General features: G+C 70.5%; 9 protein-coding genes. 8 read left to right on the top strand and 1 reads right to left on the bottom strand.

Going from position 1 to position 15,003, the window contains the following annotated elements:
• Positions 1–61 precede the first annotated feature (61 nt).
• From ACF8ML_RS16690 to ACF8ML_RS16660, 7 genes are read left to right on the top strand one after another with little or no spacing between them, the layout of a single operon-like run.
• The gene (locus ACF8ML_RS16690; RefSeq protein ID WP_392407443.1) at positions 62–3,043 is read left to right on the top strand and encodes a DUF4132 domain-containing protein; all 2,982 of its coding nucleotides are present in this window, start codon (positions 62–64) and stop codon (positions 3,041–3,043) included.
• A gap of 23 nt (positions 3,044–3,066) precedes the next feature.
• Positions 3,067–5,994 carry a DUF4132 domain-containing protein gene (locus ACF8ML_RS16685; RefSeq protein ID WP_392407442.1) on the top strand — a complete coding sequence of 976 codons (2,928 nt, stop codon included), beginning with the start codon at positions 3,067–3,069 and terminating at the stop codon, positions 5,992–5,994.
• Positions 5,994–7,118 carry an AAA family ATPase gene (locus ACF8ML_RS16680; protein ID WP_047327403.1) on the top strand — a complete coding sequence of 375 codons (1,125 nt, stop codon included), beginning with the start codon at positions 5,994–5,996 and terminating at the stop codon, positions 7,116–7,118. The genes ACF8ML_RS16685 and ACF8ML_RS16680 overlap by 1 nt, the downstream gene beginning before the upstream one ends.
• A complete protein-coding gene (locus ACF8ML_RS16675) occupies positions 7,108–9,561 on the top strand; it encodes a DUF5682 family protein (protein ID WP_392407440.1) in 2,454 nt (817 codons plus the stop codon). The genes ACF8ML_RS16680 and ACF8ML_RS16675 overlap by 11 nt, the downstream gene beginning before the upstream one ends.
• Positions 9,562–9,578: 17 nt before the next feature.
• Positions 9,579–10,802: a VWA domain-containing protein gene (locus ACF8ML_RS16670; RefSeq protein WP_392407439.1), complete on the top strand. Its 1,224-nt coding sequence runs from the start codon at positions 9,579–9,581 to the stop codon at positions 10,800–10,802.
• A complete protein-coding gene (locus ACF8ML_RS16665; RefSeq protein ID WP_392407438.1) occupies positions 10,799–12,469 on the top strand; it encodes an SWIM zinc finger family protein in 1,671 nt (556 codons plus the stop codon). The genes ACF8ML_RS16670 and ACF8ML_RS16665 overlap by 4 nt, the downstream gene beginning before the upstream one ends.
• Positions 12,466–12,771: a hypothetical protein gene (locus ACF8ML_RS16660; protein ID WP_017403878.1), complete on the top strand. Its 306-nt coding sequence runs from the start codon at positions 12,466–12,468 to the stop codon at positions 12,769–12,771. Before ACF8ML_RS16665 ends, ACF8ML_RS16660 begins: the two co-directional genes overlap by 4 nt.
• Here ACF8ML_RS16660 and ACF8ML_RS16655 read toward each other — a convergent pair.
• Positions 12,756–13,583, bottom strand: a complete 828-nt coding sequence (locus tag ACF8ML_RS16655) for an oxaloacetate decarboxylase (protein WP_047327400.1) — start codon at positions 13,581–13,583, stop codon at positions 12,756–12,758. The two genes, ACF8ML_RS16660 and ACF8ML_RS16655, sit on opposite strands and share 16 nt — an antisense overlap.
• Between ACF8ML_RS16655 and ACF8ML_RS16650 the strand changes: the two genes are divergently transcribed.
• Positions 13,582–14,955, top strand: coding sequence for a helix-turn-helix domain-containing protein (locus ACF8ML_RS16650; protein ID WP_227469556.1), 1,374 nt, complete (start codon positions 13,582–13,584; stop codon positions 14,953–14,955). The two genes, ACF8ML_RS16655 and ACF8ML_RS16650, sit on opposite strands and share 2 nt — an antisense overlap.
• Positions 14,956–15,003 lie beyond the last annotated feature (48 nt).

Raw genomic sequence — 15,003 nt, 5'->3', positions numbered from 1 at the left:
AACCTTTGCTCCCTTGAAACGTTGGCCGGCCGATCGCCCATCACCGAAGACTCCACAGACCATGAGCAACAACGAGACAGCAGCGCTTCCCCTGCAGGCTTTGTACGAACTGCACACGGCCGCGCCGGCTGGGCGCGAGGGCATGCCGGCCTTTGCCGCCGAACTGGCAAAGCGCCTGGCCCAGGGGCGTGATGCCGAGGTTGCGGACTTCCTGCGCGACAGCAGCAGCCTGTGCCAGGAGCGGCTGCACCAGTTGCCCGGCGAGCATGCGCCCTGGCAGCGCGACCACGCGCTGTGGCTGGCGCTGGCACGCATCAGCCTTCCGCTGGGACAGTTCTATGGAGGCAACCCGGGCGTGCCCCGGCGCAGTGCCGAGCTGACCGCAGAGCTGACGGCACTGGCCCGCGCCTGGCTGGATGACTGGGGCAGCCGCACCCACCAGCCCTGGAGACTGCGCGATGGCTACGACCTCGTGCTCAGGCAGGTGTTTGGCGTGCTGGGCCATGAAGGCATGTCCAGTGCCGATATCACCGGCCTGCTGCGCTGGGCGCGGGAACTGAGCGCACAGGCCGGCATTGCGCCCGGCGCGCAGTACTACTGCCAGTGGCAGCATCTGCTGCACCAGCTGCCCGAGCCCGAACTGCTGGCCATGGCCATCGAGGACGGCGGCGGCCAGCTCAGCCGCGACATCGTCCAACGCCAGCTGCTGCTGCAGCGCACGCGGCCTGCAGCGCAGCGCTGGGCGCTGTGGCGGGATTTTTTTGCGCAATTCCCCGCCGTGCTTGACCAGCTGCGCCTGCCCGAGCCCGTGCTGATCGCATCGCGCTGGGAGACGGCCGATGCCGCGCGCCGCGACCTGCTGGCCCAGGACCTGTTCAAGGCCTTGTGCTTTGCCTCGGACGATGACTGGCCGCATGACCGAGCCCTGGTGGAGCGCATGCTGCAGACCGACGCTGCGCCCCTGGCCGCCTGGTTCAAGCAACTGGGCCACCTGGCGATCAATCCCGCCGTGGCGCAGCGGCTGTGGGAAGCCCGGTGGCCGGCCCTGCTGCCGCTGCTATTGCCGGCCTGCGCAGACGGCTGCAAGCACGAATCCGACCGCGCCGGCTACGCCCCGGTGGCCGAGACCCTGCTGGCCGATCGCCCTGGCGACCTGGCCCGGCTGGCCGCCGGCCCGCTCACGCACCTGCTGCCCGCGCTGCGCGTGGACACGCTGCAGCGGCTGCTGCCGCAACTGGGCAAGGCCGCCTCCGGCAGTGCCTCCAAGGGTTTGCGTGCGGCGCTGGCACAGGCGCTGTCTGCCTTGCCCGTGGATGCGCCCCAGGCCGCCGGCTGGCTGGCCAAGCCCAACAAGAACCTGGTGCTGGCCTACCGCGATGTGCTGTTGGCCCATCCTGATCCGGCGTCTGGCAGCCTGCTGTCGGCACTGCTGTCGGGTGGATTGCTGGACGTGGCCGAGCAAGGCCCGGTGCAGGCGCGACTGAAGGATCTGGGTGCCGCAGCCCCGGTTGCGGACGCAGCCGGGTCACCTGGCGGCGAGGCCATGCCAGCGGGCAGCGATGCCGGCTCCCTGGCAGAGCTTGAAGCCCAGGCCGCCAGCCTGCAGCGCCTGTCGCCCGCCATTGCCGCGCTGGACCAGCCGGCGCTGCTGGACCTGCTCGCGCCCCTGTCGGCCCAGGCCGCGCGTGCGCTGCTGCACCTGGCGGCCTCCAGCCCGCAGGAGCTGCCTGCGCTGGCCCACCAGCTGCTGGCCCAGGCCGGCGCGGAGAACCGTGCGCGGCTGGCGCTGGCCCTGGTCCAGCACTGGGTGGCTGCCGATGGCGCGCCCGAATCGCGCTGGGTGCTCAAGCTGCTGCCCGGCGCGGCGGACGACCGCATCGTCGATGTGCTGTCCTCGGCCGCCCTGGCCTGGCACAAGACGCGCAAGGAGCGCGCCGTGGTCGCGCTGCAGCAGCTGGGCCGGCTCGACACGGTCTATGCCCTGTCCTGCGTGCAGGCCCTGGCCACCGGCAAGACCCTCAAGCCCAGCGTGCTGGCCGCCGCGCAGGCCGTGCTGGCCGAGGCCGCCGCGCGGCGCGGCATGGCGCTGGCCGACCTCGGCGACGAGCTGACCCCGGACTTCGACCTGGGCCGGGGCGTGCAATTGCAGGTGGGCGCGCAGACCTATGACGTGCTGCTGCAGGGCGACCTGTCGCTGCGCCTGCGCACGCCGGCCGGCAAGCTGGTGCGCAGCCTGCCGGCCCTGGACGACGAGGGCCTGCGCACGGAGTGGGAGGCGGCCGCCGCGCGGCTCAAGACGCTGTCCAAGGGCATCAAGGCCGTGCTGCAGCAGCAGGCGCCGCGCCTGCAGTCCTGCCTGATGCTGGGCCGGCACTGGCCGCTGGCCACCTGGCGCCGCCTCTTCCTGGAACACCCGCTGCTGCGCGTGGTGGCACAGGGCCTGGTCTGGCGGGTGGAGCCCGCGGCCGGCCAGCCGTTCAGCCTGCGCATTGCCGAGGACCTGTCCCTGGTCGATGCCCAGAGCGACGCGGTGCAACTGCCGGCCGAGGGCCGCATCGCCCTGTGGCACCCCGCGCAGGCCACCGAGCAGGAGCGTGCGCAGTGGCGCGAATGCCTGGCCGACTACGGCCTCAAGGCCCTGGTCGAGCAGGTCGATGCGCCCGCCGACCTGCCGCTGGCCAGCCAGTGGCAGCCGGAACTGCTGCAGCCCCTGGCACCGATACGGCTCACGCAGCAGGCGCTGGACGCCCTGGCAGGGCCATGGCGCTTTCATGCCGGCCCCGTGTGCGATGGCCCCGGCATCTACCTGCACCTGCGGGACTTTGCCGTGCAGCACTGGCGCGTGGAACTGCTGCACAGCGCGGCCATGCCGTACTACGAGCCCGGCCATGAGATCGACATCGAAGGCTTTGCCCTGCGCGACATGGCCGCCGACCGCCTGCTGCCCCCGGCCGAATGGCCGCTGCCGCTGCAGGCATCGCTGTGCGCCATGCTCCAGGCCCTGGCCTCGCGCGCTGCGGGCGCGGCTGCAGCCCAGGTTTGACTCCCTCCAGAACCCCTGAATCCATGAACTCTTCGACCCTAGAACACACCGACCAGGCCACGCTGGAGGAACTGAGCGCCTCGCTGCCACCCGCCGAACTGGTCCAGGTGCTGGCCAGCCGCATGCGCGCGGGCCGGCATGACGAAGTGGGCGCCTTCACGCGCAAGGCCTTCGACGACTATTCCAACCCCATCCGCGCCCTGGGCAACTTCGATCTGCCCTGGACCCATGACCATGACCTGTGGCTGGCCTTCGCGCGGCAGACCATCCCCTTCGGGTGCAGGATCGACGGCAGCCTGGACGGCGACATTCCACGCCATAGCCCCGAGCTTGCGGCCGAGTTCGAGCAGATGGCGCGCGCCAGCCTGGCCCGTCCACCTGCGCCGGACGGCGACAACGACTACCGTGAAATCCGCATCCTGGACATGTTCGGCTGGCTCTGGTACCCGGGCATCAGCCGTGAACGGGTGATGCAGCTGCTGGACTGGGCCGCAGAGCTGAACGTCCAGTCCGGTGGCGGGTATGACAGAGCCGACTGGAAGTTGCTGCTGGGCAGCCTGGACGACCAGGACCTGATGGAGCTGGCCGAGCGCGGTGGCGCGCTCTATGCCGACATCCGCGATGTCTACCTGACGCGGCACAGCGACGTTCCGCACCCGCAGCGCTGCGCGCCCTGGTACGACTTCTACCGCCGCCATCCCGACTGGTTCGACGACAAGCCCATCAACGAAGACGCGGGCCTGATCGCGCTGCGCTGGGACCTGGGCGCCGACGCCCAGCGGCGCCTGGAACTGGTCAACCTGCTGCTGGGCAGGGCGGACCATGAGCCGGCCGACTACTTCATCCCCATTTTCGACCGCCTGGTGCGGGAGGATTCCGCGCCCTTCGTCGCCTGGATCGAAGGATGGCAGCCCAAGTACCACTTCGATGCGGTGGTCGCCCAGCAGATCTGGAAGGCACGCTACCCGGAGCTTTTGCCCCATCTGCTGCGCTGCATATTGCAGAAATCGCGGATCGAGCCCTTCATCGGACTGCTCAACCAGATGCTGGCCGAGCAGCCCGACTATCTGCGCGAGATTCCCACCGTGCGCCTGGCCCCGCTGCTGGCGCAGCTGGACCCGTCCATGCTGCATGCCCGGCTGCCCCTGCTGGGCGAACTGCTGGCGGCCAGCAGCTCGCGGGCGCTGCGCGAAGCGGTGGCGCGCTTCATGCAAGGGCTGGATGCGCAGGCCGTAGGCGCTGTCTTCGAGTCCAACGCCTGGCTGCAGCGGCGCGAGAAGGCGATGCAGCTGGCCTGCCGCGACATCCTGCTGGACCACCCCGATCCCGGGGTCGCGCCGCTGCTGCAGGCGCTGCTGCGCACGAGCCTGGACCTGGGCTCCGAAAGCATGGTCGAGGGCCGGCTGCTGGCCCTGGGTGTGCCAGTGCCGGGTGCTTTGACCGTGGCGCAGGGGGAGGGGGGCCGGGTGCCGCTTGACGCACTGGAGGCCCGCGTGGCGCGCTTCAAGCGCTTTTCCAGCAGCATCAAGGCCTATGACCAGCCAGAGACCCTGGCCCTGTTCGCGCCGCTGTCCGAGCATGCGGCCCGCATCGTGCTGCATCTGGTGGCCACGGCCGAGGAAGAGCTGCCGCCGCTGGTGGAGCAGTTGCTGGCCCATGTGCCGGCCGAAAGCCGCGCCCAGCTGTCCCTGCACCTGGTCAATGCCTGGGTGGCCCTGGAGGGCGAGCCCAAGGCGCGCTGGGCGCTGCGACTGGCCAACGGCCATGTCGACGACCGCCTGGTGCAGACCCTGGTGGCCGCCGTGAAGGCCTGGGGCTGGAGCAAGAAGCTGCGCGCCATCATCGCCGTGGAGCAGCTCGGTGCGCTGGACACGCTGTACGCGCTGTCCCAGGTCCAGACCCTGTCCACCTCGCGCAAGCTCAAGGACCTGGTGATTGCGGCAGCGCATGACGCGCTGGAGGCAGCCGCCCAGCGGCGCGGCCTGAGCCTGATCGAGCTGTATGACGAGCTGACGCCCGATTTCGGCCTGGGCGGCGAAGGCCTGGTGCTGGAGGTGGGCCCGCAGCGCTACCGCCTGCAGCTGCAGGGCGACCTGAGCCTGCGCGTGGTGAGCGACAAGGGCAAGGCCTCCAAGACCCTGCCTGCGCTCAAGGACGAATCGCTGCGCCTTCAGTGGAATGCGGCACAGGCCGAATTCAAGACCGTTGCCGCTGGCGTCAAGGCCATCGCCAGGCAGCAGGCGCCGCGCATGGGTACCGCCTTCATGACGGGACAGCGCTGGTCCGTCCCGCGCTGGCGCCGCCTGTTCCTGCAGCATCCCCTGCTGCGCATCATGGGCCGCACCCTGATCTGGCGGCTGGAGCAGGGCGCCAGCTTTCGCATTGCCGAGGACTTTTCCCTGCTCGATGCCGCAGACGATGCCGTGGAGCTGCCCGACGATGCGCAGGTGCTGCTCTGGCATCCGGTCGATGCCGCAGCGGGCGAGGTTGAGGCCTGGCGCACCTGCCTGGCCGACTACGAGCTGCAGCCGCTGATCGACCAGCTGGGCGCAGGCGCACAACTGCCCGACGCCAGCCAGTGGAAGAACCATGCACTGCACCCCGCCGGCCCGCTGCAGATACGCCAGGGCGCGCTGTCCGGCCTGCTGGCCAAGTGGAACTACCGCCCCGGCCCCGTGGGGGACGGCCCCGGCATCTACGAGCACAGGCTGGACCTGGCAGGCCCGCAGCTGTACATCGAGCTTCACCACGGGCGCTACATGCCGTTCATGGAACTGGACCACGGCGTGGACATCGCCCACGCCGTGGTCTATGACAGCAGCCACCGCGGCGAGGATGGCCGCTGGCTCCGGCTGCAGCCGCAGCAGTGGCCGCGCGCGCTGCAGGCCACGCTGATGGCGCAGTTCGCGGCCATCGCCGCCAAATCGGCCAGCACCAAAGAGAGCGACTGATGGCCACCAAACGCATTGCAGCGCCCACCCCGGAAGCTGCCGCCCAGCGGCTGCCGGCAGAGATGGCCCACGCCCATGAACTTGCGGCCCTGCAGGCCGCCGACCAGGGCCCGCGCCCCGACGGCTGGCGCCTGAGCCCGCGCTCCGTTCGGCGCTTCATCCTGGGCGGCCCGGCCCCGGATGGCGGCGGCCCCGAAATCGCCCGCAAGATCCACGGCAACGATGCCCTGGTCGAGCGCGCCATCGTCACCCTGGCCGGCCAGCGCGGCCTGATGCTGGTGGGCGAGCCGGGCACGGCCAAGTCCCTGCTGTCCGAGCTGCTGGCCGCCGCCATCAGCGGCGACAGCAAGCTCACCGTGCAGGGCGGTGCCGGCGTGGTGGAGGAGCAGATCCGCTATGGCTGGAACTACGCCCTGCTGCTGCGTGACGGCCCCGGCCCCGAGGCCCTGGTGCCCGGCCCGCTGCACCGCGCCATGGGCGAAGGGCGGCTGCTGCGCTTCGAGGAGATCACGCGCTGCTCCACCGAAGTGCAGGACTGCATGGTGCCCGTGCTCTCCGACCGGCTGCTGCAGATTCCCGAACTCAAGCACGAGCAGCCCTGGCTGCTGGCACGGCCGGGCTTCAATGTGATTGCCACGGCCAACCTGCGCGATCGCGGCGTCAACGAGATGTCGGCCGCGCTCAAGCGCCGCTTCAACTTCGAGACCATGCGCCCGCTCGAAGGCGTGGCCGCGCAGGCCGCGCTGATAGGGCAGGAGGTGGGCCGCGCACTGGCGCAGCAGCGCATCGGCACCACCGTCGCGCCCGATGTGCTGGCCCTGCTGGCCACGGCCTTCCAGGAGCTGCGCAGCGGCAGCGTGGAGGGCACGGCCGTGGAGCGGCCGGGCACCGTGCTGTCCACGGCCGAGGCCATCGACGTGGCCTTCAACGCCGCCTGCCAGTGCTGGTACTTCGGGCAGGAGCGCGTGGGTCCGGCCCACCTGGCGCGCCACCTGCTGGGCACGGTGATCAAGGACGACGACGAGGACCGCCGCCGCTTCGCCGAATACCTGCGCGTGGTGGCACGCCAGCGTGCAGGGCAGCCGGCTTGGCAGGACTTTGTCGCAGGCGGCCGTGAGCACTGACGCTGCCGCGTGGCTGGCGCCGCTGCCGCAGCTGCGCCTGGTGCCCGTGCGCCACCACAGCCCGCGCTGCGCCCATCACCTGCGCGCGCTGATGCGCGAGTTCAAGCCCACCCACGTGCTGATCGAAGGCCCGGGCGAACTCGATGCCCTGCTGCCTGCGCTGCAGCACGCCCAGGCGCGTCCGCCGCTGGCGGCCTACCTGCATGCGACCGTGGCAGGCGGCGATGGCGCACATGAAACGAATGGCTCGAATGGCGCGAATGGCGCTTTGGAGGACGACTGGCGCTGCCGCTGCTATGTGCCCTTTGCGGCCTTCTCTCCTGAATGGGTGGCCCTGCGCGAGGCGGTGCGGCTGCGCAGCCATGTGCGCTTCATCGACCTGCCCTATGCGGCGCGGCTTGCTCAGGCCGCGCAGCTGGACTACTTCGCCTGCGCGCCCGAACCCCTGCTGGCCGACGAACCCTCGCGGCGCGCGCCCGACGTGCTGGCCGGCCTCATCCAGGCCGGCGGCTGCCGAGACTTCGACGAATGGTGGGACCGGCATTACGAATCGGGCAATGAGGACGCCTCGCCCCAGGCGTACTTTGCCGGCGTGCTGGCCTTCAGCCAGCTGCTGCGCGAGCGGGACGAGGCAGCGGGCGGCGCGGGCCCTGATGCCGAAGACAGGGCTCGCGAGGCCCACATGGCCGCCCAGGTCCGCAAGGCCCTGGCCGAAGGCGGGCGCTGCCTGGTGGTCTGCGGCGGCTTTCATGTGGCGGGCATCGTGGCTGGGATCACCGCTGGCCTGTCGGCGCCCGAGCGTCCGGCTGCGGCCGGTCAGCCCATCGATGTGGGCGTGCATCTCATCCCCTACACGCTGCAGCGGCTGGAGCGTGCCAGCGGCTACGCGGCCGGCATGCCCATGCCCGGCTACTACCAGGGCGTTTGGCAGGCGCTGGAGCAGGGCGCCTCGCAACCCGATGCCCAGGCCTGGCCCGAGATGGCGGCACGCACCGTGAACGGCCTGCGTGCCCGGGGCCTGCCCGCCAGCCTGCCCGACGCGGCAGAGGCCGTGCGCCTGGCCCATGGCCTGGCTGCACTGCGCGCCTGCCACGGCGGCCGGGCCGAGCTGCTGGAAGCGCTGGACAGCGCCGTGTTCAAGGAGCATGCCCAGGCCCTGCGTCCGCAGCCTATGGAGCCGCAGGCCGGGCAGCAGACTGGTCAATGGCTGCTGGACGCCGACGACTACGGCCAGCTGCCACCCAACGCGCCGGCCGCCCCGCTGCTGGTCGATGTACAGGCCTTCTGCCTGCGCCACCGCCTGCCCGTGCGGCCTGCCGCACCCGTGCGCAAGGAGCTGGACATCTACCGCAGCGCCCGCCACCGCCGCCTTTCGCAGGGACTGCACCGGCTGCGCTACCTGGGCGTGCCCTATGCGCAATGCCTGGCGGGACCGGACTTTGTGGCGGGCACCGGCCTGGCGCGCGTGCGCGAGGTCTGGACGCTGGGCTGGCAGGTCGAGACCACGGTGGCACTCACCGAGGCCATGCGCCACGGCTCCAGCCTGCAAGAGGCCGCTGTCCACCGCGTGCTGGAGCGGCTGTCGCAGACCGCCGACACCGAGCCGGCGCAGCGCGTGCTGGAAGTGCTGGTCATGGGCCTGGACGGCATTGCCCAGCAGGTGCTGGACACCGTGCAGGCCTGGATGGAGCGCAGCCACGACGCCCTGGCCCTGGCCCGCGCCACCGGCTGCCTGGCCCTGGCCTACGAGGCCCGCCATGCGCTGGGCGGCGTGGGCCTGGCGCGCCTGCTGCCGCTGCTGCGGCGCTGCTTTGCCCAGGCCTGCCTGCGCCTGCCCTGGCTGGGCGAGGGCGATGCCGTCCAGCAGGTGCAGGCCCTGGATGCCCTGGCCGATCTGCACGGCATGGTCTGCCGCGCCGTACCCTGGGCCGACGCCGGCCTGTTCCACGATGCCTGTGCCGCCTTGCATGAGGCAGGAGCCGGCAGCACGCCTGCGCGCGTGCGCGGCGCCACCGCCGGCATCCTGAGCATGGCCGGCCGCTGGCAGATTGCGCAGACCGATGCCGCCCTGCGCGCCATGCTGGGCCTGGCGCAGGTCGATGCTGCCGCCATGGGCGAGTACCTGCAGGGCTTTGTGCGCGTGGCCAAGGGCTGGCTGCTCAGTCATCCGCCGCTGCTGCGCCTGCTCAGCGACGGCATTGGGCACTGGCCGCAAGACGCCTTCCTGGCCGGCCTGCCCGCCTTGCGGCTGGCCTTTGCCCAGCTGACCCGCGCCGAACTGCGGCAGCTGGCCGGGCGGCTGGCCGGTTTGTCGGGCGCGGCAACGCCACCTGGCGCAACCACGCTGGGCCCGGTGCACCTGCCATCGGACCAGGCCCTGGCGCACAGCCGCGCCCTGGCGGCCCAGGTGGGCCGGCTGCTGCAACCCTGGGGACTGTCATGAGCCGGGAAGATCCGCCAATGCACGAACTGCCAATGCACGAGCCGCCAATGCAGGAACAGGCGATCGATGCCGCCACCCTGCGGCGCTGGCGCCTCATCCTCGGGCCCGAGGCGGCCCAGCCCCTGGCTGCGGCGCAGCCGCTCGATGACGCCGATGCGCGCCGCGACGCGGCACTGGACTATCTCTACCAGCGCGAGCACCGCCTGCGCGAGCAGCCCGACGGTGCAGGCACCGACGCCTGGCAGGGCACGGGCGGGCTATCCGCCCGCCAGGGCGGCAGCGGCGTGCCCGAGCCCCAGGCCGTGCACTGGCTGGGCGAGGTGCGCGACCTGTTTCCGCACAGCGCCGTGGAAACGCTGCAGCGTCATGCGCTGTCGCGCTACGGGCTGCACGGCCTGCTCGGCGACCCCCAGGTACTGGCCCAGGCCACGCCCAGCATTGAATTGGTGGCCGCGCTGATGGCCGTGCGCGCCAGCCTGCCCGTGCAGGTGCTGGACGAGGCCCGGCGGCTGGTGGCACGCGTGGTGGCGGATCTGCAGGCACGGCTGTCCTCGCGCGTGCGTTCGGCCTTCGGGCGGCGGCGCAGGCGCCGCAGTGGCCGGGGCCAGGGGCAGATGAGCGATCTGGACTGGCCGCGCACCCTGCGCCACAACCTGCGCCACTACCAGCGCGAGGAGCAGGTGCTGGTGCTGGAGCGCCTGTTCTTCAGGGAGAACGAGGCGCAGCGCCTGACCTGGGACCTGTGGCTGCTGGTGGACCAGAGCGGCTCCATGTACGAATCCGTCATCCACAGCGCCGTGATGGGCAGCATCTTCGCGCGCGTGCGCGCCTTGCGCACCCATGTGCTGCTGTTCGCCGACGAGGTGGCCGATGTCACCGGCCAGTTGCATGCGCCCGAAGAACTGCTGCTGGGCGCGCAACTGGGCGGAGGCACGAATATCGGTGCCGCCCTGGCGCATGCGGCCGGGCAGCTGGGCGCGCCGCGCCGCAGCGTGGTCGTGCTGATCACCGATCTCTACGAAGGCCATGACGAGGCCCGCGTCATCGCCGAGATCGAGCGGCTGATCGCCAGCGGTGCGCGCGTGCTGGTGCTGGCCGCCCTGGATCGCCGCGCCCATCCCGACTACGACCGGGACCTGGCTGCGCAACTGGTGGAACGCGGTGCGCAGATCGGCGCCATGACGCCCGACCATCTGGTGGACTGGCTGGCCCGTGTCATGCAGGCAGGGCGATCCTCATGATGCAGGAATGGCTGCGCACCCTGGACGATGACGCCATTGCCGACTGGGCCAACAAGGGCCTGCTCAAGCGCGGCGCAAAGGCCCTGGCGACATTGGATGCGGCGGCCTGGGAGCTGGATGCCAGCCATGCCCGGGCCGATATCGAAGGCCATGTCCAGACCCTGGCGGGCGCGGGCTTTGCCACGCTGCAATGCAGCTGCCCCGCGTATGGACCCTGCCACCATCTGTGCGCCCTGCTGCTGGGCCTGCGCGCGCGCCTGGCCAGCGGAGTGGCGGCCGATGAGGCAGCACAGGCCCCTATCGCGCCATGGCTGGAGGGCGATGCCGAGGCCGTGGCGCGGGCCTTCGGCAGCGCTGCCCAGCGCAAGGCCCTGCGCTGGATGGCACAGGGTTTCGAGGCCGTGCTGGAAGAGACGCCGGCCGCGCTGGTCGGTGAACTCTCCAATCCCGACGAAGTGACCGTGCGCCTGCCGCGTGCTGGCGGCCTGGCGGCGGCCAGTTGCAGCTGCAAGACCGCCACCTGCGCGCACCGCGCCCTGGTGGCATTGCAGGCCCGGCGCGCAGCGGGCGCACCCATGCCCGAGCTGCCTGCGCATGCGCTGGAAGCCGGCGCACTGCAGCGTCTGGCGCAGGTGAGGCTCTGGCTGACCGGCTGGGTGCTGCAGGGCCGTGCCGGCATGAGCCCGGCCTTCCTCGACCAGGGCGAGGCACTGTCCACCGAACTGCGCCAGGCCGACCTGCCGCGCCCCGCCAGCGTGCTCAACCTGCTGGTGCGCGCCTTGCGCGACGAGCGCGCGGGCCGTGCCGGCGCGGCCGAGCGCGTGGCTCCCCTGCTGGCCGCGCTGTGGATGCTGCTGCGCGGCCTGGCCCAGCAACCCCTGCCTCGGCCTCTGCAGGAGCTGGCTGGCGTGCATAGGCGCAGCTACCGGCGCGTGCAAGGCCTGTGTCTGCATGCCGTGGCGGCCGAGCTGTGGCTGGCGCGCGGAGGGCAGCGCGGTTTTTCGGTGCACTTGCAGGATGCGGCCAGCGGCCGGTTCCTGACCTGGTCGGCATCGCGCGCTGAGGGCTTTGATCCGCAATGGGAGCCTGCCCAGGCGCTGGAATCGGAAACCCTGGGCGGCCTCACGGCAAGGCAGCTGCTGCAAGGTCCTCATGTGCTGGTGGACGGCTGGGTCAGCGACGACGGCCGCCTTTCGGCGCGGGATGCCACCCGGCTGGTGGCGGCCCAGGCGGCCGGCCCCTTGCCGGGGGCCGACGACCCCCAGGTCCTGCTGCGCCGCCATCTGCAGGAGCTGCATGCCGACCCCTGGCGCCAGCAGCCGCCCCTTTGGGCGCGATGGAAGGTGAGCGGCAGCGGCCTGCCGCAGACTGACCTGCTGCTGCAGCGCTGGACGATGGAGCTGCAACCGCAGCTGCCAACCTCCGGCCCCGTCATATGCCTGGCCGGTGATCTGCACGGCATGCAGGGCAGGGCGGGCGAGGCCCTGCGCCGGGAGCTGGCGTGCGGCCGGGTGCTGCAGGAGGTCTTTGGCCGCGTGGAATTCGTGGCCGGGCGATTGCAGATGGCCGTGGCATCGGTGCGCTGGCGGGACAGTACGGACTGGCACCATCCCAGCACGGCCTGGAAGCCGCCGCCAGCGCAGGGCAGCAGGGAGAAACAGCCATGAGCACGGCACCGAACGAAAACGCCGAGGCGCCGCTGCGCCATTGGCTGGCACAGGGCCAGGTCTGGCTGGCCGATATGCAGGCCGCAGGCCTGGTGGGTGCCGGCGCACCGCTGCTGGCCGCAGGCCGGGCCTGGGCCGATCAGGCCGCACTGCTGGGCTGGTCCGCCCTGGCACGGCAGATGGACGGCGTGCTGGACCCACAGCTCGCGCCGGTGGAGCGCGCGGCCGCCCTGCTCGATATCGCGGTCTGGGTCATGACCGCGCAGCGGCTGCAGGCCGGTGCGGATCAGTCCTTGCCCTGAAAAAAGCCATTGAGCTCGGCGCCCGGCGTGGCCTGGGCGAACGCGTCGAAGCGCCCCGTCTCGGCAATGGAGCGCGCCGCATGCAGAAAGCCGCCCCAGGCTGCGCGCGCCAGTGCGCCGCCCACGCTGATGCGGCGCACGCCCATGGCCTCGGCATCCTGCAGGCTCCATTCGCTGGCCCCTCCGATCAGCAGATTCACCGGCTTGGGTGCCACGGCCGCCACCACGGAACGGATCTGCTCGGCGCTGCGGATGCCGGGTGCGTACAGGCAGTCCGCGCCGGCCTCGGCATAGGCCTTGAGCCGGGCAATGGTGTCGTCGAGATCGGGCCGGCCCACGAAGAAATTCTCCGCACGCCCGACCAGCAAGGTGCTGCCGCCTGCCTCGTCGATGGCAGCGCGGGCGGCGCGCAGCCGGGCCACGGCGTCCTCGATGCTGCGCAAGGGGTTGGCCGCATCGCCTGTCGAATCCTCGATGGACAGCCCTGCCACGCCGGTGTCCAAGGCCATGCGAACGCTCTCTGCCACCTCCTGCGGACCCAGGCCGAAGCCGCTTTCAAAGTCCGCGTTCACGGGCAGGTCGGTGGCCGCGACCAGGGTGCGCAGATGCGCCAGAGTCATGTCGCGCGAGATGGCGCCATCGGGCCGGCCCAGCGACCATGCATGGCCCGAGCTGGTGCTGGCCAGCGCCTTGAAGCCCAGGCCCTGCAGCATGCGGGCGCTGCCGGCGTCCCATGGATTGGGCAGTACAAAGCAGCCCTGGCGGTGCAGGGCCCGGAAGCTGGCACGTTTTTGTTCGGTGGTAGGGGTCATGGAACACTCCGTTTTGACTCTTGAGAAACTCAAGCATCGATTCTCCAAGGCCTGTGAACGCTATCCACCGCCACAGGCTGAATGGCTGCTGGACCTGCCGAGGCACCAACTTCTGCGCATCTTCCTGCATCACTGCCTGGGTTGCATCTTGACGGGCTACCGTTCGTCAGTTCGATTCGCCCCAGCACACATTGCGTTACGATGCCGCGGCTCTCAAATGAAAGCCGTCCTGGGCGAGTGTGTCGCAACGCCTTGGCTGCTATCGGAGGGACGGCTTCACCACGGCATTCTTTTGCCCAGATCATTCGACATGCAGACTCCGACCTCAGCCCTGCCGAGCACCACCTTCACCACCGAGCAGTGCCTGGAGGCGGACAGGTTCGACGCTTGGCGCAGCGGCATCTCTGTACTGTTCGATGTGACCCCGCTGGAACGCGGTACGGTGCGCGGTGGCTTCCACGCCTCGGTAGATGCAGTCCACTTGGGACAATTGCTTTTGGGAGACCTGCGCTTCGGTGCACAGCGCTTCTCGCGCGGACATGCACGCGCGGCCCATGACGGGCTGGACCACTATCTGGTGCAGTGGTACCGGGGAGGCGGCTTCACAGGGCGCTGTGACGATGGTCACGAGCTGACGGTGCAAGCAGGTGATGTGGTCTTCTTCGACATGGCTCGCTGCCAGCATACCGTTGCGGACGACTCCCATGTGCTCTCGTTGATCGTGCCCCGCAGCCTTGGCGACCAGGCAATGGGTGCATCGAGTTCAGGCTTGCACGGAACCGTGTTGACCGGCAGCAGCATCTTCGCCGGGCTATTGGCAGATCATCTTTGCGCTCTGCAGCGACGCCTGCCTTCCATCGGCCTGGAGCAGGCTGACGACATAGTGCATGCCACTACCCAGATGCTGGCAGCCTGCCTGCGCCCCAGTCTACGGACGGTGGCCGAGGCTCGGACTGAATTGCAGGCAGCAATGCTGGACCGTATCAAGCGCCATATCGCACGAAACCTGGCCGCTCCCCTCTCGCCCGAGCTGCTTTGCCGGTGCTTCGGCATCTCACGTCACCGGCTCTACCACCTTTTCGAACCTTTGGGGGGTGTGATGCGCTATGTGCAGCAGCGACGGTTGCAAGAGGCCTTCCATGCCCTGTCAAACCCTGCCTACCGACGCCTGCGTGTCGCCGAGGTGGCCGCACGCCTGGGCTTTGCCAGTGAGGCCCACTTCAGCCGCGCATTCCGGGCCAAATTCGGCCACACACCCAGCGACATACGCGCCATGGCGAATTCCACACGCGCGGCATGCATCAAACCTCCTTCCGGGACCACTCCCGCCACCGTGGAGTATGCGGACTGGCTGCTTGGGCTCATGGCCTGAGTGCCGGATGGATGGTCTTGCCCCAGGCTGACGCTCAGTCGAAAACGT

The sequence above is a fragment of the Delftia sp. WSY_10 genome, assembly GCF_043104705.1.
GTDB classification, from domain to species: domain Bacteria; phylum Pseudomonadota; class Gammaproteobacteria; order Burkholderiales; family Burkholderiaceae_C; genus Comamonas; species Comamonas tsuruhatensis.
The sequence above is the reverse complement of the archived record's forward strand: the minus strand, read 5'-3'. Positions and strand labels throughout refer to the sequence as shown.